This window comes from Kitasatospora sp. NPDC004240 (assembly GCF_053603215.1).
The window spans coordinates 1-22,697 of the sequence record NZ_JBSGFD010000147.1; the positions used below are offsets into that span (position 1 = coordinate 1).

Annotated in this window: 15 protein-coding genes; 3 read left to right on the forward strand and 12 right to left on the reverse strand. The window is 73.6% G+C overall.

Going from position 1 to position 22,697, the window contains the following annotated elements:
- The 5 genes from ACWEQL_RS30615 to nrdR form a co-directional block, all read right to left on the reverse strand.
- On the reverse strand, positions 1-1,747 hold a 1,747-nt coding region (locus ACWEQL_RS30615), incomplete at its 3' end, for an ATP-binding protein (protein ID WP_452153594.1).
- Between the two features lie 260 nt (positions 1,748-2,007).
- Positions 2,008-2,571, reverse strand: a complete 564-nt coding sequence (locus ACWEQL_RS30620) for a Clp protease N-terminal domain-containing protein (protein ID WP_452153595.1) — start codon at positions 2,569-2,571, stop codon at positions 2,008-2,010.
- 3 nt (positions 2,572-2,574) lie between these two features.
- Positions 2,575-2,811: an RNA polymerase subunit sigma-70 gene (locus tag ACWEQL_RS30625; protein ID WP_452153596.1), complete on the reverse strand. Its 237-nt coding sequence runs from the start codon at positions 2,809-2,811 to the stop codon at positions 2,575-2,577.
- A gap of 157 nt (positions 2,812-2,968) precedes the next feature.
- On the reverse strand, positions 2,969-5,848 hold the full coding sequence (locus ACWEQL_RS30630) for a vitamin B12-dependent ribonucleotide reductase (RefSeq protein ID WP_452153597.1): 2,880 nt from the start codon (positions 5,846-5,848) through the stop codon (positions 2,969-2,971).
- 204 nt (positions 5,849-6,052) lie between these two features.
- Complete coding sequence (gene nrdR / locus ACWEQL_RS30635; protein WP_452153598.1) at positions 6,053-6,550, reverse strand: transcriptional regulator NrdR; 498 nt, start codon at positions 6,548-6,550, stop codon at positions 6,053-6,055.
- A 563-nt stretch (positions 6,551-7,113) separates the two neighbouring features.
- On the opposite strand from nrdR, the gene lexA reads away from it, so the two are divergent.
- Positions 7,114-7,776 carry a transcriptional repressor LexA gene (gene lexA, locus ACWEQL_RS30640; protein WP_224281048.1) on the forward strand — a complete coding sequence of 221 codons (663 nt, stop codon included), beginning with the start codon at positions 7,114-7,116 and terminating at the stop codon, positions 7,774-7,776.
- 141 nt (positions 7,777-7,917) lie between these two features.
- Here lexA and ACWEQL_RS30645 read toward each other — a convergent pair whose 3' ends face one another.
- From ACWEQL_RS30645 to ACWEQL_RS30665, 5 genes are all read right to left on the reverse strand, one after another.
- Complete coding sequence (locus ACWEQL_RS30645; protein WP_452153605.1) at positions 7,918-9,930, reverse strand: ATP-dependent DNA helicase; 2,013 nt, start codon at positions 9,928-9,930, stop codon at positions 7,918-7,920.
- A 174-nt stretch (positions 9,931-10,104) separates the two neighbouring features.
- Positions 10,105-11,925 carry an IucA/IucC family protein gene (locus ACWEQL_RS30650; protein ID WP_452153599.1) on the reverse strand — a complete coding sequence of 607 codons (1,821 nt, stop codon included), beginning with the start codon at positions 11,923-11,925 and terminating at the stop codon, positions 10,105-10,107.
- On the reverse strand, positions 11,903-13,339 hold the full coding sequence (locus tag ACWEQL_RS30655; RefSeq protein WP_452153600.1) for a lysine N(6)-hydroxylase/L-ornithine N(5)-oxygenase family protein: 1,437 nt from the start codon (positions 13,337-13,339) through the stop codon (positions 11,903-11,905). The genes ACWEQL_RS30650 and ACWEQL_RS30655 overlap by 23 nt, the downstream gene beginning before the upstream one ends.
- Before the next feature lie 13 nt (positions 13,340-13,352).
- Positions 13,353-13,994, reverse strand: a complete 642-nt coding sequence (locus tag ACWEQL_RS30660; protein WP_452153601.1) for a GNAT family N-acetyltransferase — start codon at positions 13,992-13,994, stop codon at positions 13,353-13,355.
- Positions 13,991-15,952 (reverse strand): IucA/IucC family protein, encoded by a 1,962-nt coding sequence (locus tag ACWEQL_RS30665; RefSeq protein ID WP_452153606.1) that lies wholly within the window; start codon positions 15,950-15,952, stop codon positions 13,991-13,993. The genes ACWEQL_RS30660 and ACWEQL_RS30665 overlap by 4 nt, the downstream gene beginning before the upstream one ends.
- Positions 15,953-16,194: 242 nt before the next feature.
- Here ACWEQL_RS30665 and ACWEQL_RS30670 point away from each other — a divergent pair, with 242 nt between their 5' ends.
- The gene (locus ACWEQL_RS30670; protein ID WP_452153602.1) at positions 16,195-17,367 is read left to right on the forward strand and encodes a trypsin-like serine peptidase; all 1,173 of its coding nucleotides are present in this window, start codon (positions 16,195-16,197) and stop codon (positions 17,365-17,367) included.
- Positions 17,368-17,453: 86 nt separating this feature from the next.
- On the forward strand, positions 17,454-18,593 hold the full coding sequence (locus tag ACWEQL_RS30675; protein WP_452153603.1) for a trypsin-like serine peptidase: 1,140 nt from the start codon (positions 17,454-17,456) through the stop codon (positions 18,591-18,593).
- 121 nt (positions 18,594-18,714) lie between these two features.
- Here ACWEQL_RS30675 and hflX read toward each other — a convergent pair whose 3' ends face one another.
- Positions 18,715-20,223, reverse strand: a complete 1,509-nt coding sequence (hflX, locus tag ACWEQL_RS30680) for a GTPase HflX (RefSeq protein WP_452153604.1) — start codon at positions 20,221-20,223, stop codon at positions 18,715-18,717.
- An 83-nt stretch (positions 20,224-20,306) separates the two neighbouring features.
- Positions 20,307-22,694, reverse strand: coding sequence for a RelA/SpoT family protein (locus tag ACWEQL_RS30685; RefSeq protein WP_452153607.1), 2,388 nt, complete (start codon positions 22,692-22,694; stop codon positions 20,307-20,309).
- Positions 22,695-22,697: the final 3 nt, after the last annotated feature.

Below are 22,697 nucleotides of genomic sequence, written 5' to 3' on the forward strand. Positions count from 1 at the left end.
CCGCGGCGGGGGCCGCGGCCGTGGTCGGGGTGGGCGCCGCGCTAGGGGCGGGCGCGCCGCCGTTCTGGGCCAGCTGGGCGGCCCGGCGGAACGCCCCGAACCGGGCGGCCGCGCTCACCGCGTCGGCCCGTACGGACCGGGCGGCGGACGTGGACCCGGCACCGGCGGACGTCCCGGCCGAGCCCGCCGACGCCGAACCGGACGACGCGCCGGACGACGTGGTGGACGCGGCGGAGCCGGTGGTCAGGGTCTGACCGCGGCGCCGCTGCGGCAGACCGCTGTCGGTGACCGCGGGAACGGGCGCCGGGGTGAGCACGGCGGCCGGCACGGTGGTGGCCGCGGGGGCGGCCGGGACCGTCGGGGCCGGGGGCTCGACGGCACGCACGGGGGCGGGCGCCGGCAGCTGGGGGCGGGCCGACGAGGCGGACGGCGCGGCCGTGACCACGGGCGCGGGGGCGGACACCGGCGCGGGATGCGTGATCAGCTGCTGCGGGATCAGCATCACCACCCCCGTACCACCGCGCGCCGACGGCCGGAAGGAGATCTGCAGCCCGTGCTTGCGGGCCAGCGAACCGACCACCGCCAGGCCGAGCCTGGTCCCGGCCGCGAGCGTGGCGATGTCCAGCGGCTCGGCGGAGACCGCCCGTTCGGCCCGGCGCAGCCAACTCTCGCTCAGCCCCAGGCCGCTGTCCTCCACGGTCACCGCGAGGCCGGCCGGCACCTCCTCGACGTAGACGTGCACCTCGGCCGGCGGGGCCGAGAAGTTGGCGGCGTTGTCGAGGAGTTCGGCCAGCGCGTGCATCACGCCCTCGGCCGCGTACCCGGCCACCGCGGCCGTGCTGGCGTTGTGCAGCCGCACCCGCTGGTAGGCGCCGATCCGCCCGAGCGCGCCGCGCAGCACCGACTCCACCGCGATCGGCTTGGCCCAGCGGCGGCCCGACCGGGCGCCGGTCAGCACCGCGATGCCATCGGCCATCCGGCCCGCCTGCGCGGTCGAGTGGTCCAGGCGCAGCAGGTCGCCCAGCACCTCCTCGTCGTGCCGGTGCTGCATCTCGCGCAGCTCCGCGTGCATGCTCGTGGCCAGTGCCTGGACCCGTCCGGCGGCCGTGGCGCAGACCGCGAGGGCGGCGGACCGCAGCTTCTCGCCCCGGCCGATCTCGTCGGCGACGATCCGCAGCAGCGGGTACTGCTCGTGGTCGCGGTACGCCGCCAGCGCGCCGTCCACGGACGTGCCCCGGCGGATCCTGGTCATCAGCTCGGGAAGGACCTCGCCCACGACCCGGTCCAGCTCGGCGCCGCGCTCGCGCTCGGCGCTCGCCTCGTCCCGCAGCCGCTCCAGCTCCCCGTGCGCGACGCCCAGTTCGGCGCCGGCCCGGACCGATTCGGCGCGGGCGGCGTCCCGCTCGCCGTACGCGGCGGCGGTCTCGGCCCGGGCCCGGGCGTACGACTGGCGGGCCGCCTCGGCCGCGGTGAGCGCGGCGTGCGTCTCGGCCCGCTGCGCGGCCAGCTCGTCGGCCAGCCTGCGGGAGCGTTCGGCACCGGACGCGGCCAGGCCCACCACGATGAACCAGAGCACGGCCACCGCGCAGACGGCCAGTACGGTCAGCGGACGGTTGGCGTCCAGCGCCCGCGAGACGCCCACCGGGGTGGCGACCATCCCCAGCAGCACGGCCGCCGCCGTCAGGGCCGCGGTGCGCGCGGCCGGCCGTCGGTTCGGCTCACCGGCGGGGCTGGTGGGAGCTCTCATCAGTGCGGTCCTCGACGACGGCGGGGCAGGGCGAAAGCGCGACCGCCCGGACGACGTGGCGAAACGTCTCCGGGCGGCTGATCGGTACACGCAGTCGGCCGATCATATCCATTCAGACTTTTGCCTCAAACGGAGAGTTGACGCACAGTCTCGCTCACTCGGTGGGACACCGGCCGATCGCCGACGAAACGCCCACCCCTGCCCGCCGCCACCCCGGCTCCCCGTCACCCCCGGTGGCCCGGGGTGGCCCGGGGTGGCCCTCAGTCCAGCGTCGCCTCCAGCGCCCGGCGCACCGCGGCGAAGTCCAGGCCGTGGTCGGCGATCACCTTCGCCCCGAGTCCCTCCCCCTCCCGCAGCAGCCCGAGCAGCAGGTGCGCCGTCCCGATGCGCCCCGACTTCAGCCGCAACGACTCCCGCAGCGACAGCTCCAGCGTCTTCCTCGCCCGGGCGGAGAAAGAGGTGCGCCGCATCCTGGGCTCGGAGCGGAACCAGCCGCGCCGACGTGGCTCCTCCTCCGCCGGGGCGTCCAGCGCCCCCTCACCGAAGACCGCCTCCACCGCCTCCCGCACCGCGTCCAGGTCCACCCCGATCGAGGCCAGCGCCTGCGCGTCGTCCCCTCGTCCGAGCAGCCGCGTCACCGCCTGCCGCGCGGTGGCGTGGTCCAGCCCCGCGTCCACCAGCACCGCGGCCGCCGGGTCCTCCGGCCGTGCCAGGATCGCCAGCAGCAGGTGCTCCGTCCCCACGTGCCCGTGCTCCAGTTCCGACGCCTCCCGCTGCGCCGTCACCACCGCCTGCCGCGCGGAATCCGTGAACCGCTCGAACATCGTTCAGCCTCCGTCCTCGTCCTTGCCGGCCCCCCGCCGGGCGTACTTCTTGTGCACCGCCTGCCTGCTGACACCCAGGCACACCGCGATGTCCTGCCAGGACCAGCCCTGTTCGCGGGCGCTGCGCACCTGCAGCGCCTCCAGCCGGTCCGCCAGGTCCCGCAGCGCCCGGACAGCCCGCAACCCGACCGCCGGGTCACGGCTCCCCGCCGCCGCGGCGAGGTCTCCGCTCTCGCTCATACCGTCAACCTAGGTTGACACCTGGAAACTGTCAACCCAGGTTGACGGAATCGGCCCCGGACATGCGGAAGGCGGGGCGAGGACCGAAGTCCTCGCCCCGCCTCAGGGCCCTACGTGCTCAGGGCCTTACGCGCTCAGGGCCCTACGCGTTCAGCGCTCAGCTGCAGCCGCTGGTGGAGCCGCAGCCCTCGCAGAGGTAGCAGCTGCCGGCGCGACGCATCTTGGTGCCGCAGGAGAAGCAGAGCGGCGCGTCGGCGTTCAGGCCGAGCTGGATCTCCACCAGCTCGGTGGAGTTGTGTGCCTGCGCCGGGGCCTTGGGAGCCGGGGTGGCGGCGACCGGGGCGGCCGGCCTGGTCACCGGGGCGGACTGGGCCAGGGTCGCGGTGTCCAGCTCCTCCTCGGCCTCCAGCGGCTCGTAGGAACCGGTCTCCAGGTGACGCTGGCGCTCCTCGACGGAGTGGATGCCGAGCGCCGAGCGGGTCTCGAACGGCAGGAAGTCCAGCGCCAGGCGGCGGAAGATGTAGTCGACGATCGACTGCGCCATCCGCACGTCCGGGTCGTCGGTCAGACCGGCCGGCTCGAAGCGCATGTTGGTGAACTTCGAGACGTAGGTCTCCAGCGGCACGCCGTACTGGAGGCCGACCGAGACGGCGATGGAGAAGGCGTCCATCATGCCCGCGAGGGTCGAACCCTGCTTGGACATCTTCAGGAAGACCTCGCCCAGACCGTCGTCCGGGTAGGAGTTGGCGGTCATGTAGCCCTCGGCGCCACCGACCGTGAAGGAGGTGGTGATGCCGGGACGGCCCTTCGGCAGGCGCTTGCGGACCGGGCGGTACTCGACGACCTTCTCGACCGCCGCGGCCGGGGCGGCCTCGGCCTTGGTCTCCTCGGCCTTCTTCTTGGCCGAGAGCGGCTGGCCGACCTTCGAGTTCTCGCGGTAGATGGCGAGCGCCTTGACGCCCATCTTCCACGCCTCGAAGTAGATCTCCTCGACGTCCTCGACCGTCGCGGTCGAGGGCATGTTCACCGTCTTGGAGATGGCGCCCGAGATCCACGGCTGGATCGCCGACATCATCCGCACGTGGCCCATCGGCGAGATGGAGCGCTCGCCCATCGCGCAGTCGAACACCTCGTAGTGCTCGGCCTTCAGGCCCGGGGCGTCGACCACGTTGCCGTGCTCGGCGATGTGGGCGACGACCGCCTCGATCCGCTCGTCCTGGTAGCCGAGGCGGCGCAGGGCGCGCGGGACGGTGCCGTTGACGATCTGCATCGAGCCGCCGCCGACCAGCTTCTTGAACTTGACCAGGGCGAGGTCGGGCTCGACGCCGGTGGTGTCGCAGTCCATCATCAGGCCGATGGTGCCGGTCGGGGCGAGCACCGAGGCCTGGGCGTTGCGGAAGCCGTTCTCCGCGCCGATGCGCAGGACGTCCTGCCAGGTCTCGTTGGCCGCGGCCCAGACCGGGGCGTCCAGCTCGTCCACCGAGACGCCGGCGAGCGAGGCGTCCGCGTGCTGCTTCATGACCCGCTGGTGCGGGGCGGCGTTGCGGGCGTAGCCGTCGTACGGGCCGACGACGCCGGCCAGTTCGGCGCCGCGGCGGTAGGCGGTGCCGGTCATCAGGGAGGTGATGGCGCCGGCCAGCGCGCGGCCGCCCTCGCTGTCGTAGGCGTGGCCGGTGGCCATCAGCAGGGCGCCGAGGTTGGCGTAGCCGATGCCCAGCTGGCGGTAGGCGCGGGTGGTCTCGCCGATCTTCTCGGTGGGGAAGTCGGCGAAGCAGATGGAGATGTCCATCGCGGTGATGACCAGCTCGACGACCTTGGCGAAGGTCGCGGCGTCGAACGAGTCGTCCTCGCGCAGGAACTTCATCAGGTTGAGCGAGGCGAGGTTGCAGCTCGAGTTGTCGAGGTGCATGTACTCGGAGCAGGGGTTGGACGCGTTGATGCGGCCGGACTCCGGGCAGGTGTGCCAGTGGTTGATGGTCGAGTCGTACTGGATGCCGGGGTCGGCGCAGGCCCAGGCGGCCTCGGCCATCTTGCGGAAGAGGCCCTTGGCGTCGACGGTCTCGATGACCTCGCCGGTCATCCGGGCGCGCAGGCCGAATTCGGTGCCGTTCTCGACGGCGGTCATGAACTCGTCGGAGACGCGGACCGAGTTGTTGGCGTTCTGGTACTGGACGGAGGTGATGTCGTCCCCGCCGAGGTCCATGTCGAAGCCCGCGTCGCGCAGGGCGCGGATCTTCTCCTCCTCCTTCACCTTGGTCTCGATGAAGGCCTCGACGTCCGGGTGGTCCACGTCCAGGACGACCATCTTGGCCGCGCGGCGGGTGGCGCCGCCGGACTTGATGGTGCCGGCGGAGGCGTCGGCGCCGCGCATGAAGGAGACCGGGCCGGAGGCGTTGCCGCCGGAGGAGAGGAGCTCCTTGGAGGAGCGGATCCGGGAGAGGTTCAGGCCGGCGCCGGAGCCGCCCTTGAAGATCATGCCCTCTTCCTTGTACCAGTCGAGGATCGACTCCATGGAGTCGTCGACGGCCAGGATGAAGCAGGCGCTGACCTGCTGGGGCTGCTTGGTGCCGACGTTGAACCAGACCGGCGAGTTGAAGCTGAACACCTGGTGGAGGAGGGCGTGGGTCAGCTCGTGCTCGAAGACCTCGGCGTCGTCCGGGGTGGCGAAGTAGCCGTTCTTCTCGCCGGCGGCGCGGTAGGTGAGCACCACGCGGTCGATGATCTGCTTCAGGCTCCACTCGCGCTGCGGGGTGCCGACCGCGCCGCGGAAGTACTTGGACGTCACGATGTTGACGGCGTTGACCGACCAGAAGTCGGGGAACTCCACGCCGCGCTGCTCGAAGTTGATCGACCCGTCACGCCAGTTGGTCATGACGACGTCGCGACGCTCCCAGCGGACCTCGTCGTAGGGGTGGACGCCAGGGGTGGTGTAGATGCGCTCGATCCGCAGGCCGCCCTTGGGCGCCTTGCCGGCGCCCTTCGCCGTGGCCTTGTCGGACTTCGACCCGCGTGCGGAACCGCTCGTGGTGTCTGTCACTTCTCGCTCCTCCTCCTGGGCAAACGCCCAAAGTGCCCTGAAAAGTCCGGGCACCGCTGGTTCGCTTCTCCTGGTGTGCGGGCAGGCACGGGTGCTGTCTGCTTACGCACGGTTTTTGGTGGTCTGCGCACCGTTTTCGGGCACGCGTCGGCCCCCGGAGGGCCGCTGGTGCGCCCGGCCCCTGGGGGCCGGCGGCCGGGCCTCCTAGGGCGCGGCGGCGGGGACGGGCACGGGAGTGCCGCCCTCCGCGGGGAAGGGCCGTTCGGCGCGGAGTTCCGCGATGGCGGCCTCGAAGTCTTCGAGTCCGTCGTACGCCTGGTACACACTGGCGAAGCGCAGGTAGGCGACGACGTCGAGCTGCTTGAGCGGTCCGAGTATGGCCAGGCCCACGTCGTGGGTGGTGAGCTCGGCACTGCCGCTGGCCCGCACGCACTCCTCGACCTTCTGGCCGAGCTGCGCGAGGGCGTCCTCGGTGACCGGGCGGCCCTGACAGGCCTTGCGGACCCCCGAGATGACCTTCTCGCGGCTGAAGGGCTCCGTCACGCCGGACCGCTTGATGACCATCAGCGCGGCCGTCTCCACCGTGGTGAAGCGGCGGCTGCAGTCCGGGCACTGCCGGCGGCGGCGGATCGAGCTGCCGTCCTCGGTGGTCCGGCTGTCGACGACACGGCTGTCGGAGTGCCGACAGAAGGGGCAGTGCACCTGAGGATCCCTCCGTGGCATGGCGTGCGGACTCCCCGAGTCTAAGCGATCCGACCCCGTCCGAAGCAACCTGATCTTGCAGTGTGACCACTAGTACTGGGCCACCAGGGGGACTGTTACCACTACATGTAGGTGTTCGGGGGAACCATCACCCCTGGCGTGTCGCCGCGCACTAGACTCTGGAAGTCGAGTCGCTCTCGAACATTTAATCGATGTACAACAAAGCCTTGATCGAGTCAGCCAACTCCCGAATAATTCACTCGAACGTGTGTTTGGCGCAACCTTTCGATAGGAGGTGCCGTTGGGCTGGAAAAGGGAGAGGAAAGCCGTCGAGAGGGGCCGCCGTGAACACCGTCGAAACCAACACCATCCCGGTGCAGGAACACTCCCAGCTCAAGGTGGGGCAGCGCACCACGAATCAGCAGAGTGTGGACATCAGCATGGACCGCAGTGAAGACCACCGGCTCGCCGGTCCGGCCCTCTCCCCGCAGGGCCGCGTTCCCGACCAGCCCATCGAACACGCCCCGGCGCTCGACGACACCCACCCGGCGCCCACCCGTTCGATGCCCGGCCGCCCCCCCGGCATCCGGACCGACGAGGCCGGCCTGACCGAGCGCCAGCGCCGCGTCATCGAGGTCATCCGGGACTCCGTCCAGCGCCGCGGCTACCCGCCGTCGATGCGCGAGATCGGCCAGGCCGTCGGCCTGTCCAGCACCTCCTCGGTGGCGCACCAGCTGATGGCCCTGGAGCGCAAGGGCTTCCTGCGGCGCGACCCGCACCGCCCGCGCGCCTACGAGGTGCGCGGCGTCGAGGTGGCCCGCCCCAACACCGCCGAGACCGCCGGACGCCCGTCCACCTCGTACGTGCCGCTGGTGGGCCGGATCGCGGCCGGCGGGCCGATCCTGGCCGAGCAGACCGTCGAGGACGTCTTCCCCCTGCCGCGTCAGCTGGTCGGCGAGGGCGAGCTCTTCGCGCTCACCGTGCGCGGCGACTCGATGATCGAGGCCGCCATCTGCGACGGCGACTGGGTCACCGTGCGCCGCCAGCCGGTCGCCGAGAACGGCGACATCGTGGCCGCGATGATCGACGGCGAGGCCACCGTGAAGCGCCTCAAGCGCGAGGACGGCCGGATCTGGCTGATGCCGCACAACCCCGCGTACGAGCCCATCAACGGGGACAACGCCACCATCCTGGGCAAGGTCGTGGCGGTGCTCCGCCGGCTCTGACCAGCGTGCCCGGGGCCACCCGGCCCACGGGCGCGACGGACGGGAAGGGGCTCCACCGCGCGTCGCGGGGAGCCCCTCCGGCGTGTCCGGGCCGGCACGTACGGGGACCGGTGGTGCCCCTGAGGCGCCGGCCGGCCACCGTCAGCCGCGCTTGACCACCGGCCGCACCGGCGCCGCCGAGGCGTCGATGGCCGACAGCGAGCGGCGCACCTGGTTGCGGTCCGTGGTGAACCAGAACTCCGGCATCGAGGAACGGAAGAAGCCCCCGTACCGCTTGGTCGCCACCCGGGGATCCAGCACCGCCACCACGCCCCGGTCGTCGGCCGCGCGCACCAGACGGCCGGCGCCCTGGGCCATCAGCAGCGCCGCGTGGGTCGCCGCGACGGCCATGAAGCCGTTGCCGCCGCGCTGTTCGACGTCCCGCTGGCGGGCGCTCATCAGCGGGTCGTCCGGTCGCGGGAACGGGATCCGGTCCATCACCACCAGCTGGCAGGCCGAGCCCGGCACGTCCACGCCCTGCCAGAGCGAGAGGGTGCCGAACAGGCAGGTGGTCGCGTCCGAGGCGAACTCCCGGATCAGCTCGCCCAGGGTGTCCTCCCCCTGGAGCAGGATCCGGTTGTCCAGCCGCTCGCGCATCGCCTCGGCCGCCGCCTGGGCGCCGCGCATCGAGGAGAACAGGCCGAGCGTGCGCCCGCCGGCCGCGCCGATCAGCTCCGCCAGCTCGTCCAGCATGTCGGGACGCTCCGGCTCCCGGCCGGGATCGGCGAGGTGCTTGGCGACGTACAGGATGCCCTGCTTGGGGTAGCGGAACGGGGAGCCGACGTCGATGCCGCGCCAGGTCGGCAGCGGTTCGTCGCCGGAGACGGGCTCGCGCTCGCCGGCCGTCCGCTCGTCCGGCAGCCGGCCCTCGGCGGGCAGGCCGACCGAGGCGGCGACCCCGGTGAAGTCCCCGCCGAGCTTGAGCGTGGCGGAGGTGAGGACCACCGAGCGCTCCTTGTACAGCCCCTCGCGCAGCAGCCCGGCGACGCTCAGCGGGGCGACCCGCAGCGAGGCCGTGCCCAGCCCGAAGCGGTCGCCGCGCTCGATCCAGACCACGTCGTACTCGGAGTCCTCCAGCAGTCGCTCCGCCGTCTCGTGCAACGCCTCGGCGGAGGCCATCGTCTGCTTGCGCACCGCGTCCTCGTCGGTGAGCGCCTTGTCCCGGGTCTCGCCGAGGGAGGTGATCACCTGCCGGCTGGCGTCACGGATCGCGGTGACCGCGTACGCGAGGTACTCGGGCAGTTCCTCGACCCGGCCCGGCTGGGCGGTCTCCATCAGCCCGTGGAAGTTCTCCGCGGCCGCCTGGAGGGCGTCCACGGCCTTCTCGTTCGCCAGCCGGGCGGCCCGCTTGACCGTCCGGTTGACCGCGCCGACGGTCAGCTCGGCGGTGGCCGCGCCGGTCACCCGGTTCACCAGCTCGTGGGCCTCGTCGATGATCAGCAGGCCGTGCCCGGGCAGCACCGGGGCGCCCTCGATGGCGTCGATCGCCAGCATCGCGTGGTTGGTCACCACCACGTCGGCCAGCTTGGCCCGCTCCCGGGCCTTCTCCGCGAAGCACTCCTGGCCGTACGCGCAGCGGGTCGCGCCCAGGCACTCCTTGGAGGTGACCGAGAGCTGCGCCCAGGCCTTGTCGGAGACGCCGGGGGTCATGTCGTCGCGGTCGCCGGTCTCGGTCTCGTCGGCCCAGTCGCGCAGCCGCAGCACGTCCTGGCCGAGCTTGCCGGTGGGGCCGCCGAGGGCCTCGACCGGGTCGAACAGGCCCTCGCCCTCCTCGCTCGGGGTGCCCTCGTTGGCCCGGTGCAGGCACAGGTAGTTGGAGCGGCCCTTGAGCATCGCGAACTGCGGCCGGCGGCGCAGCACCGGGTGCAGCGCCTCGACGGTGCGCGGGAGGTCCCGCTCGACCAGCTGGCGCTGCAGGGCGAGCGTGGCGGTGGCGACCACCACGCGGTCCCCGTGGGCGAGGGCGGGGACCAGGTAGGCGAGGGACTTCCCGGTGCCGGTGCCGGCCTGCACCAGCAGGTGCTCGCCGTGGTCGACCGCGTCGGCCACGGCCTCGGCCATCCGGGCCTGGCCGGGCCGCTCCACACCGCCGACGGCGCCGACGGCGGCGTGCATCAGCTCGGGCAGGCGCGCCCGCGGGACGGCCTCGCCCCCGGCGTGGTCGTCGTCGTTGTCGAAGTCGTCGCCGTCGGGACCGCCGGGGCCGTCGAGGTCGTCACCGTCGAGGCCCTCGCCGTCGAGGCCGTCGGGGAGCTGGGATTCGGAGTCGTTCGTCATGACGCCCCCACCCTACGGCGCGGGGCTGACAATCCGGTCCCGCTGCTCCGGCGTCCCGCCGGTGCCGGGGACGCTCAGCGGGTTGGGGACCCTGCCGTGCACGGCGGCGTGCGGCCGGTGCGGGCGGTCCCGGTAGCCGTCGAGCAGCAGCCGGTTGCGGTTGAGGCAGAGCCGGTCGAGCTCGGGGCGGAACAGGTCGAACAGCGCGAAGCGCTCCCGCAGCTCGGGGAAGCGCTCCTGGTGGCGCAGGACCTCGGCACGCAGCAGCGCCCAGAACTCGGCCTCGGGCAGCCCGGTCTGCTCCTCCAGCAGCGGGGCGAGGTAGCGCAGCACGCCGATGAACAGCCCGGAGTGCAGGAACTGGCACAGGCCCGGCGGGTCCTCGCGCAGCAGCACCGCGTCCACCTCGGCGGGCAGGTCGCGCAGTTCGGGGAGGTCCTGGTCGCTGAGGTTGACGTCGTCGACGAAGTCCTTGACGGCCAGGCGCGCCGGGGCGCCGGTGGCGTCGAAGACCACGATGGCGTTCTCGCCGTGCGGGGAGAACACCAGGCCGTAGCGGTAGAGGAAGCGCAGCAGCGGCGGCAGCAGCGCGCCGAACAGCCGGGCGGTCCAGGCGTCGGGGGTGAGGCCGGAGCGGGCGATGAGTTCGGCGGCCAGGGCGCGGCCGTCGGAGCCGGTCTGGAGCAGGGCGGCCAGGGTGCGGGCGCGTTCGCCGGGGTCGAGGTACGGGCCGAGGGGTTCGCGCCAGATCGCGCCGAGCAGTTCCTTGTACTGGTAGGGCGCCTCGGGCAGCTCCCGGTAGACGGGGTGGTCGACGGTGACCGAGGCGATCTCGCCGAGCAGGATCACCCGGCACTCCTCGTGGAGGAAGGGGTCCGCGTCGCGCAGGGCGTGGATCCAGGCGGTGACGGCGGGGGCGGCGAGGGTGCGTTCGGTGGGCAGGCCGCGCCAGACCAGGGTGTTGAGGACGGCGAGCGGCAGCTTGACCGTGCAGCGTTCGGGGCGGCTGTGGTTGAAGAAGGAGCGGATCGACTGCTGGGGCAGCCGCAGGTCGCCGTCGCTGGGCAGCGGGCGGATCTCGCCCGCGGCGATCCAGGGGGCGAACAGCGGGACCACGGTCTCGTCCCACTGCCAGGGGTGGACGGGCAGCAGCAGGAAGTCGCCGGCGCCCGGGCCGAGGGCGGCGCGCAGCGCGGCGGGGTCGTCGAGCTCGCGCTCGTACAGCCGCTCGGGGTCGGTGAGGCCGGGGACGCCGCGGTACTCGGCGAGGCGGCGGTGGACGGCGATCCAGGGCAGCGGGAGCGGGGTGCGGGCCTCGGGGGCCCAGCGGGCGGCGTCGGTGGCGGAGAAGCCGAGCCGGCCCTTGTTGGGGACGATCCAGGGGTGGCCGCCCTGGCGGCCCTCCAGTGCGGGGTGGTCGAGGTCGGCGAGTTCGGCGGCGGTGAGCTCGGTGGCCAGCAGGTGGGCGTCGGCGAGCAGGGTGGCGGTGAGCTCGCGGACCAGGTGGCCGGTGGTGTCGCCGCCGAGGCCGAGGGTGCCGCGGGCGTACCGCAGGAAGGCGAGCGGGTCGAGGCCGTCGGCGGCGGTGCAGCGCACCGAGCCGGGGTCGACCCGCCAGTCGCCGTACGCGCCGCGGCGGGCGGTGAAGCGGTACTCGGCCGCGGGGAGTTCGAGCAGGTGGCCGGGCCCGTCGGGGCGCGGGGTGATCAGCTCCTCGTACGCGAACTCGCCGATCATCTTGGCCAGCAGGGCCCGGCCGGCGCGCCGCCAGTGCCCGGGGGTGAGTTGCGGGGGCAGGTACAGCGGGGGTTCAGCGGCCGGCGGCTGCGGCACGGGTGGGCTCCTGGGGTCGGGGCAGGACGGGGTCGGCTGCGGGTGTGCCGGTGGGGGTGCGGGCGGGGGTGGCGCGGGTGCCGGTGGGCGCGGGCTTCGCGGTGGGTGGGGCGAAGCCGGTCCAGGCGGTACGGGTGGGCAGCCGGTGGACGGTCCGGCCGGTGACGGCGTTGAGGATGACGGCGGCGCGGTGGGCGCCGAGGCCGAGGTCGGGTGTGCCGACCCCGTGGGTGTGGAGTTCGGCGTTCTGCACGTACAGGCCGCCGGTGACCTCGGGCCGGGTGGCGACCCGGTGGTCGGCGTCGACCCGGTAGCGGCCGTTCTCGTCCCAGTCGACCAGGTGGGCGAGCGGTTCGAGGGCGGCCGGGCGGGCGGCGCGGTAGCCGGTGGCGAGGATGACGGCGTCGGTGCGGACCACGTGGTCGGTGCCGGAGTCGGTGTGCCGGCAGCGCAGTTCGAGGCCTCCGCGGGGGCCGGGCCGGGCGTCGGTGACGGCGGTGCCGGGGGTGATCTCGACCGGGGCGGTGTCGATCGGGCCGCCGATGGTCCGCTCGTACAGGTGGTCGTGGATCTCGGCGAGGGTCCCCGCGCTGGCCGCCTTGTGGAGCTGCCACTGGGCGGCGACCAGGCGGTCGCGGACCTCGGCGGGCAGGGTGCGGAAGTAGCGGGTGTAGTCGGGGGTGAAGTGTTCCAGGCCGAGCTTGGAGTACTCCATGGGCGCCAGCGCGCGGGTCCGGGTGAGCCAGCGCAGCCGGGTGCCGTCGCCGTCCCGGCGGCGCAGCAGGTCGAGGAAGACCTCGGCGCCGGACTGGCCGCTGCCGATCACGGTGATGTCGCGGGCGGCGCCGAGGACGGCCCGGCGGGCCAGGTACTCGGCGGAGTGGAAGACGCCGGGGTGGCCGTCCAGGCCGGTGAAGGCCTCGGGCCGGACGGGTTCGGTGCCGACGCCGAGCACCAGGTTGCGGGCGTACACCTGCTCGGTGCGGCCGGTGGCGGTCGTTCGCAGCACGGCGCGGAACAGTTCTCCGGTCCAGTGGAGTTCGACGACCTCGGTGGCGAAGCGGCAGTTGGGCAGGCGTTCGGCGGCCCAGCGGCAGTAGTGGTCGTACTCGCGGCGGGGCAGCTGGAAGCGCTCGGAGAAGTAGAAGGGGAAGAGCCGGTCCTGTTCGCGCAGGTAGTTGAGGAAGGACCAGCGGTTGGTGGGGTCGGCCAGCGAGACCAGGTCGGCGAGGAAGGGCACCTGCATCCTGGCGCCGTCGACGAGCATGCCGGGGTGCCAGCGGAACTCCGGGCGGCGGTCGCAGAAGAGCGAGCGCAGTCCGGTGAGCGGTTCGGCGAGGGCGGCGAGCGAGAGGTTGAACGGGCCGATGCCGATGCCGAGCAGGTCGTGGAGGTCCGGCCGGGGTGTGTCCATGGCGGCGGGGGTCCTAGGGTCGGGGGGCTGCCGGGTGGGTGCGGGCGGTGGCGGCCGCGCGGGGGTGGACCATCAGGGCGGCGCGTTTGGTGGGCAGGTCGAGTTCGGCGGCGCAGTGGAAGCCGGCCCGTTCGAAGGCCCGGACGGAGGGCAGGTTGCGGACGTCGGGTTCGGCGATCACCCGGCCGCAGCGGGGGCGCACCAGCAGGATCCGTTCGGCGAGGGCACGGAGCAACAGGGTGCCGGTCCCCCGGCCCCGGGCGCGGGCCGGGCCGAGGAGCAGGTGGACGCCGGTGTCGTGGGGCCGGGCCGGGTAGTACCGGGCGAGCGGGTCGAGGTCGGCGCGGTAGACCTCCCAGTAGCTCATCGGGGTGCCGTCGAGCAGGCCGAGGCAGGGCACGCTGCGGCCGTCGCCGTCCAGTTGGGCGCGCAGGTGCCGCTCGGTGACGGCGGGCGGACCGTCGAGCTCCCAGTAGGCGGCGACCTCGGGGTCGTTCATCCACCCGGTGAGCAGGGGGAGGTCGGCGGGCAGCCGGACGGGCCGGAGCCGGAAGTCGCCGGCGTCGGTGGGCATGGTGCCCCAGCGGGGCAGGCCGTCGAGGAGGTCGGCGGGGCGGCGGGGGGCGGCGATCCGGGCGCCGACGGGGGTGGTCACGGGGCGGCCACCGGGTTGGGGATGTCCACGTAGACGGACTGGGTGGCGACCGGGCCGACGAGCTCGTCCAGGCCGTTGACGCGGGTGAGCAGGTTGGCCTTGCAGGGCAGGGCGGCGCCGTCCAGCAGCCGGGCGGGCAGGGTGGATCCGGTGGCGGCGGCGCGCGGTCCGGCCAGGAACCGGCGGAACGCGGCGAGCAGGACGTTCTCGTCGGCGAGCCGCTGGGAGCCCAGGGCGCCGATCAGGCCGAGGACGTGATTGATGCCCAGGTAGTAGACGAAGTGGTGGTCGATCACCTCGTCGGGCAGGAAGGTGTCGCTCTCGGCCCCGAGTCCGGGCAGCCGGGCGGTGAGCCGCCCGGCGGCGCTCTCCCGGTAGTAGTAGCCCTGGTTGTCGCGGTAGCGGCCGCCGGTGGGCCAGCCGTCGGCGTCGAGCAGGACGAGGGTGTTCTGCTGGTGGGCCTCCAGGGCGATGCCACCGGCGCCGTCGAGCCACAGGACGGGCAGGACGACGGCGTCCAGGTAGCGCAGGAACCATTCGGCGGCGACGGTGTGGACCGGGCGCCCGAAGCGGGCCGCGAGCGCGCGCAGGATGTCGCCGAGCCGGGAGGGCACGGTGTCGCCCTCGCCGGCGGGCCGTTCGGCGACCAGGCCGGCCAGGCAGTGGACGCGGTCGGCGGGGGCGAAGGGCTGGGCGCGCAGGACGGTGTCCAGGCCGCCGGGGTCGCCGAGGGCGGGGTGGTCGACGCCGATCCAGGCGGGGTCGCGGACGATGTCGAAGCCGGGGTGGGCGGCCCGCCACTCGGCGGCGAGGCCGGCCTCCAGCAGGCGGTGCACCTCCAGGCCGCGGTGGAGCTCCTTGCGCAGGTTCTCCCGGCGGGAGTTGGTGATCCGCAGGCCCAGCGAGAGCTTGAGCATCCACGGGGTGCCGGGCCGGTAGACGGTGCGGACCGAGGAGGTGGGGTGCCAGGGCGCGCCGTGCGGGCCGAGGTCGTGCAGCAGTCCTTCGGCGAGCAGCGCGGCGACGGCGGGGCGCAGCGCGAGTTCGCGGGCCTGCCAGGGGTGCAGGGGCAGGGCGGCGGTGCCGGGGGGCAGCAGGCCGGGGTCGCCGAGGAGTTCGGCGGTGAGCCGGTCGGCGGGGGTGGGCAGGGCGGAGCCGGCGGCGAGCAGCGAGCGGTCGACGGCGTACCAGTGGAGCGGGAAGGAGCCGTGGAGCTCCGGGGAGTAGGCGGCGCTCTGGGCGGGGCCGAGGCCGTCGCGGCTCTTGGGGGTGGGGTGCAGGGGGTGGCCGAGCAGCAGGGACTGTTCGGTGGCGAGGAAGTGGGAGCGCTCGGGGCCGCCGGGGCGGGTGCCGGCACGGTGATGGGTGAGGATCTCGGTGGTGCGGACGACGGAGTCGGCGACCCGGGCGGCGAGGTCGGCGACCTGGCCGGGGTCGGGCCGGTCGGCCGCCGCGGCGGCGAGCAGGGCGGCGGCGGTCACGGCGTCCACGGGGGCATCGGCGGACCCGCGGTCCGGCCCGGGGCCGTCGGGGCCCGGGCCGTCGGAGCCGTCCGGGCCGGTGGTGAGGGTGGCCGGGCCGAAGCGGTGCCAGCCGCAGGGCGACCAGTGGCGGACGGGGGCGGTGAGCCGGGCGGCGCCGCCGAGGACGGCGATCCGCAACCGGCCGTCGGGGCCGGGCAGGGCCCCGGTCTCGCGGGCCCAGCAGCGCAGCAGGGCCTCCAGCGCGGCCTGCTCGGCGGCGACGGCCGGATCGGGGTGCAGCAGTGGGTCGGTGGCCGGCAGCGGGTCGGCCGGGGCCGGACGGGCCGCCGGGAGGACGGGCGGGGCTCCGGTGAGGGCAGTGCTCAAGGCTGCTCCTTGGTACGCGTGGGGTGCGGACGCGGGCGGCCGGCCGAGGGGTCCCGGTCGAGGGGCCGGCGGGCACTCGCGGCGCCGCGTCAGGTAAGGGCTACCTATCCCGGCCTGGTGATCACAAGGACCGATCACTCGTTGGAGTGAAGATCGGGAGTTGTTCACCCCTCAGGAGGCAGCGGTCCCGCACCGACCGGACGGCCTCGGGCAAGGTCACAGAACGGTGACCGTCCGTCAGCTCGGAAACCCCGGGCCCGGCCGGTACCGTCCTGGTGGCCAGTGGGAGACTCCAAGCTGCCCAAGTCCGCGGCCGACGCCGCGTCGGAACACCAGGGGGACCGAAGAGCATGCCAGTGATCCACAGGTCGGCCGCGGCCGCGGCGCTCGCCACCGTCACGCTGATCACCGTCGCCGCCTGCGGGCCGGACGGCCCCTCGGGCGGGCCCACGGCCGCGCCGCCACCGGTCTCGGCGAGCCCCACCGCGGGGGGCGGCGGGGTCATCGGCGGGATCAGCCTGCCGACCGGCATCCCGACCAGCCTGCTGGAGGGTCTGCCGAAGAGCTGGGACGACCTGAAGAAGTGGAAGTACGAGGACTGGGACAACTGGGCGTCCAAGCACGTCTTCAACAACCCGATCGTCAAGGACTTCTGGAACCCGGACAAGATGGGCGACTCCAAGCCCGCCGAGCCCGCCCCGCCCACCGCCAAGCCGGCCGGCGACGCCGGGGTCACCGACCCTGAGCCGCCGGTGGTCAAGGCGACCCCGGTGACCCGTCCGTACCTCAAGCAGCCCTCCGGCAAGGTGTTCTTCAGCGCCCAGGGCGGCCGCGGCAACTGCTCGGCCACCGTGATCGCCGACCCGGCGCACCCGGGCAAGAGCAACCTGGTCTGGACGGCCGGCCACTGCGTGCACCCGGGCAAGGGCGGCTCGTTCTACAAGGACCTGGTCTTCGTGCCGGCCTACAACAACTCCGGCGCCTCCAGCGGCGGCAAGAAGGCCCCGCTGAACGAGCTGGCCCCGCTGGGCACCTGGTGGGCCAAGGACGTGGTGACCTCGCCGCAGTGGACGGTCGAGGGCGGCGGCACGGGTGACGCGGCGAGCCAGTACGACTTCGCCATCATGCGGGTGCAGAACCAGAACGACACCGGCAAGTCGCTGGAGGAGACGGTCGGCGCGGCCGTCCCGGTCTGGTTCGACGCCCCGCGCGACCAGATCTCGGCCTCGGCCTGGGGCTACCCGCTGTACAAGCCCTTCGACGGGCAGGAGCTCTACAAGTGCGACGGCGGCAAGCCGGTGCGGCTCTCCTTCGACCCCAAGCGGCCGTCGATGCTCACCATCGGCTGCAACATGACGCAGGGATCCAGCGGCGGCGGCTGGTTCGCCAAGATGCCGGACGGGCGCACCGCGCTGGTGTCCAACACCTCGATCGGCACCCAGGACCACACCTCGCTGAGCGGCCCCTACCTGGAGACGGTCGCCAAGAACGCGCTGGACTACATCTCCAAGAAGCAGAAGTGACCGGCCCGCGGGACTGAGCGCACGGCCGGTCGGCGGACACGACCGGCGGACACGACCGAGGGACACGACCGACGGGGGACACAGAGATGCCGAAGACCCGACACCGGGCCCGGACCGCCTGCGCCGCGCTGCTCGCCGCGCTCGCGCTCACCACGACGGCCTGCGGCCCGGAGAACGAGGGCAGCGCCGAGGCCGCGGGCACCGGCGCGGCCACCACCGCCGCGGCGAGCGGCAAGCCCGGCTCGCTGCCGGGCGGTCTGGAGGAACTGACCCACTGGAAGCTCGACGACTGGGCCCGCTTCGTCGGCGAGAACGCCTTCGTCAACGAGGTGGCGCAGGGCCTGTGGTCGATCGCCAAGATGGAGAACGCCAAGCCGAGGCCGACCCCGGAGTACTCGCTCAAGTCGGCGACCACCACGGACGGCGTCGAGCGGGACGCCCCGCCGGCCGCCATCCCGGCCCGCCCGCAGCAGCACCCGTACAGCCCGGCGACCGCGGTGGTCGGCAAGATCTTCATGACCGCGCCCGAGGGCGACTCCATGTGCTCGGGCACCGTGGTCGCCGACCCGGCCAACCCCGGCCGCAGCAACCTGGTCTACACGGCCGCGCACTGCCTGCACGGCGGCAAGGGCGGCGCCTGGATGAAGGACATCACCTTCGTCCCGGGCTACAACCGTGACGGCCAGGCCAGCCGGGGCAAGCGGTACAGCGAGGAGCAGGTCTCCCCGTACGGCCGCTGGACGGCGGTGCGGGCGCTGGTCTCGCCGACCTGGGTCAAGGAGCGCGGCGTCGGCGCCAACGCGCAGTACGACTACGGGATCATCCGGGTGCGCAACGAGAACGGCTCCGGCAAATCGCTGGAGGAGACCGTCGGCAGCGCCGTCCCGATCTGGTTCAACGCCCCGCGCGACCAGATCACCTCGGCCTTCTCGTACGGCTACCCCGCCGAGCGGCCCTTCGACGGCATGGAGCTCAACCACTGCGACTCCACCGTCCGCCCGTCGAAGCTCTCCTTCGACCCGGCCCGCCCGCCGATGTACGTGATCGGCTGCACCATGACCGGCGGCAGCAGCGGTGGCGGCTGGTTCATCTCCAAGGAGGGCCGGCCGAACCTGATCAGCGTCAACTCGATCGGCAACCGCAACCCCTCCGAGTACATGGCCGGGCCCTCGCTGCAGGACCAGGCCAAGCAGGCCTTCGAGTACTTCGCCAAGAACGTGAAGTAGCCCGGCGGCCCGGGCACGACCACGGGCCCCGGCCCCTCCCGCGCGGTGCGGGAGGGGCCGGGGCCCGTTCGTCTGCCCGGGGCGACCGGCCGGTCAACCCGTGCCGGTCAGCCCTGGTCGGTCAGCCCTGGTCGGCCAGCGCGACCGAGAAGCGCTCCAGCTCCGCGGCCAGCTCGGCCGGCACCTTGGCCCGCAGCAGCGTGCCCTCGCCGGTGTGGTCGGTGGAGAGCAGCTCGCCCTCCGCGTGCACCCGGGAGACCAGGTCACCGCGGGTGTACGGGACCAGCGCCTGCACCTCGACCGCCGGACGCGGCAGCTCGTCGTCGATGAGCTTGAGCAGCTCCTCGATGCCCAGCCCGCTGCGCGCCGACACCACGATGGCGTGCGGCTCGCGGCGCAGCAGGCGCTGCAGCACGTGCGGGTCGGCGGCGTCCGCCTTGTTGATCACCACGATCTCCGGCACGTTCTGTGCGTCGACCGAGACGATGACCTCGCGGACGGCGGCCAGCTGCGTCTCCGGCTCGGGGTGCGAGCCGTCCACCACGTGCAGGATGAGGTCCGCGTCGGCGACCTCCTCCATGGTCGAGCGGAAGGCCTCGACCAGGTGGTGCGGCAGGTGCCGGACGAAGCCGACGGTGTCGGCCAGGGTGTAGATCCGGCCGCTCGGGGTCTGCGCCCGGCGCACGGTGGGGTCGAGGGTGGCGAACAGCGCGTTCTCCACCAGCACGCCCGCGCCGGTGAGCCGGTTGAGCAGGGAGGACTTGCCGGCGTTGGTGTACCCGGCGATGGCCACGGACGGCACCTGGTGGCGCTTGCGCTCCTGGCGCTTGGTGTCGCGGCCCTTCTTCATCTCGGCGATCTCCTTGCGGAGCTTCGCCATCTTCTCGCGGATCCGTCGCCGGTCCGTCTCGATCTTGGTCTCACCCGGACCACGGGTGGCCATGCCGCCGCCGGACGAGCCGGAGCCACCACCGCCCATCTGCCGGGAGAGCGACTGACCCCAGCCTCGCAGCCGCGGCAGCATGTACTGCATCTGCGCGAGCGAGACCTGCGCCTTGCCCTCGCGGGACTTGGCGTGCTGGGCGAAGATGTCGAGGATCAGGGCCGTGCGGTCGACGACCTTGACCTTGACGACGTCCTCCAGCTGGATCAGCTGGCCCGGGGTGAGCTCACCGTCGCAGACCACGGTGTCGGCGCCGCTCGCGGCGACGATGTCGCGCAGCTCCCTGGCCTTGCCGGATCCGATGTAGGTGGCCGCGTCGGGCTTGTCACGGCGCTGGATCACGCCGTCGAGCACCTCGGAGCCGGCGGTCTCGGCGAGGGCGGCGAGCTCGGCGAGCGAGTTCTCCGCCTCCTCGGCCGTGCCGTCGGTCCAGACGCCGACGAGCACCACGCGCTCCAGACGGAGCTGGCGGTACTCGACCTCGGTGACGTCCTGGAGCTCGGTGGAGAGGCCGGCGACGCGGCGCAGGGCGGCGCGCTCACTGCGGTCGTACTGGTCGCCGTCGTAGTGGTGGTCGAGGTCCTCGTCGATGGCCGCGAGGTCCTCGTCCATGAGGGCTTCCGCCCGGAGGCCGTCCAGGCGGCGGCGGGCGTCGGCGTCGTCGCGGGTGTCGAACGTGGAGGTCATTCTGTCCTTAGGCTGCTGGTACGGATGGCCAGGGCGACCGTATCGGACGGTCGCTACCGGAGTCTGCCCAGCTGCCGGCCCGACTATCGCTCGGGCGGGATGTGAGCCACTCCTTCGAGGCCGCGGGTGCCACTGGGGCTTTTCCGTTCGGAGAACGTCGCGGCCGGGCCGTGAATTCCCCACGATGGTCGCACGCCCGGAACCGGCCGGTCATCTCCATTTCCGGCGCCGTCGCCGTCCTCCCCCGGGCCCTCCCCCGCATGGCCGCCGCCCGGGCCCGCGCCGCCCGCCGCCGGCCGGGAGGCCGGGGCCGGGCCCTCCGGGGCGCACGGGCGGCCGACGTCGTACACCCCGGAGACCCGGTGCATCGCCCGCAGCAGGCCCGGCAGCGCCTGCGGCTCGGGTAGCTCCACGGTGTAGGTGTGCCGCACCCGCAGCTCCTGCGGGGGCTCGACCTCGGCCGAGACGATGCCCACGCCCTCGGCGGAGATGGCCGCGGTGAGGTCGGCGAGCAGCCGGGGCCGGTTGAGCGCCTCGGCGCGCAGGGTGGCCCGGTAGCCGTCCGGTGGTCCGCCGCCGGGCCGCCAGGCGACCTCCAGCACGACCCGCCCGGCCCCGCGCATCCGCTCGCCGGCCGGACAGCCGGTTCGGTGCACGGCCACCGAGCCGCCGCGAATGGCGTAGCCGTCGACCTCGTCCGGCGGCACCGGCGTGCAGCAGCGGGCCAGCCGGACCGGCGCGTCCGGACGGCCGGCCACGGTGACCGGGGCGGCGCCGCGTCCGGTGGGGCGCTGCGGGGCCGGGACGGGCTGCCCGCCGGAGGGGCCGGTGCGCACCACCGGCCGGCGGGCCGGGTGGTCGGCCAGCCAGCGTTCGATGGCCAGGCGCGCACCCGGCGTGCGGGCGTACCCGAGCCACTCGGGGGCCGGTCCCGAGGGCCGGGCGGCGGGGTCGCCGGGCTCGGTGAGCACGTCCAGCACGTCGCCGTCCCGCAGGGTGGTGGAGAGCGCGGTGAGCCGTCCGTTGACCCGGACGCCGATGCAGCGGTGGCCGGTGTCCTCGCCGAGCAGGTAGGCGGCGTCGACGCAGCTGGCGCCGGCCGGGAGCTGGAGCGTCGCGCCGCCCTCCGTGACCACGGTGATCTCGCGGTCGTCGGAGAGGTCGGCGGTGAGCGCCGACCAGAAGGCGTCCGGGTCGGGGGTCTCCTGCTGCCACTCCAGCAGCCGGCTCAGCCAGCCGGGGCGGGCCGGGTCGGTGCGGTCCAGCTCGTCCCCGCCGTCGGCGCCGGGCTGGCGCGGATCGCCGGGCTGCCGGGCGGCGGCGGGCTGTCCGGCGTCGGCGGACCGGCGGGAATCCGCGGACTGCCGGGAGTCCCCGGGCTGGCGGGCGTCCCCGGGCTGGCGCGGATCGCCCAGGGCGACCACGCCGGTCTCGGCCACCTGGTGCATCCGCCGGGTGCGGACCAGCACCTCGACCACCGCGCCGCCCTCCAGCGCCACCGCGGTGTGCAGCGACTGGTAGAGGTTGAACTTGGGGGCCGCCACGAAGTCCTTGAACTCCCCCGGCAGCGGCGTCCAGCAGGTGTGCAGTTCACCGAGCACCGCGTAACAGTCCGCGTTCTCCTCGACCACCACCAGCAGCCGCCCGAAGTCCGCCGGCTGGAGCCGTTGCGGCAGCCCGTCGGGGCCGGGCGCGGCGGTGCGCTTGAGCAGCACCCGGTGCAGCGAGACGCAGTGCCGGGGCCGGACGGTGACCTCGGCGGCGATCCCGGCCTCACCCAGCTGGCGGGCCAGCGCGGTCGCGAAGGGCTGCAGGAGGGTGTCCGGCTCGGCCTCGTACCCGGTCATCAGGGTGCGGGTGCGCGCGTACTCCTCGGGGTGCAGGGTGGCGAAGACGATGTCCTCCAGCTCCGCCTTGAGCACCTGGATGCCGAGGCGCTCCGCGAGGGGGATCAGCACGTCCCGGGTGACCTTGGCGATCCGGACCTGGCTGGCGGGCTTCATGTGCCGGATCGTGCGCATGTTGTGCAGCCGGTCGGCCAGCTTGATCACCATCACCCGGACGTCGTCCCCGGTGGCGACCAGCATCTTGCGGAAGGTCTCCGCCTCGGCGGCGGCGCCGAAGTCGACCTTCTCCAGCTTCGTCACCCCGTCCACCAGGTAGGCGACTTCGGGCCCGAAGCCCTCGCCGACCTGATCGAGGGTCAACTCGGTGTCCTCCACGGTGTCGTGGAGCAGCGAGGCGACCAAGGTGGTCGTCCCGGCGCCGAGTTGGGCCAGGATCATGGTGACGGCCAGCGGGTGGGTGATGTACGGCTCGCCGCTCTTGCGTTTCTGGCCGCGGTGGCTGGCCTCGGCGAGCCGGTAGGCCCGGGCGAGCAGGCCCAGGTCGGCCTGCGGGTGGTGGCGGCGGTGCGCCTGGACGAGCGGCTCGACGGCGTCCGGCAGGGGGCCGCGGCCGGTGGCCAGCAGCGC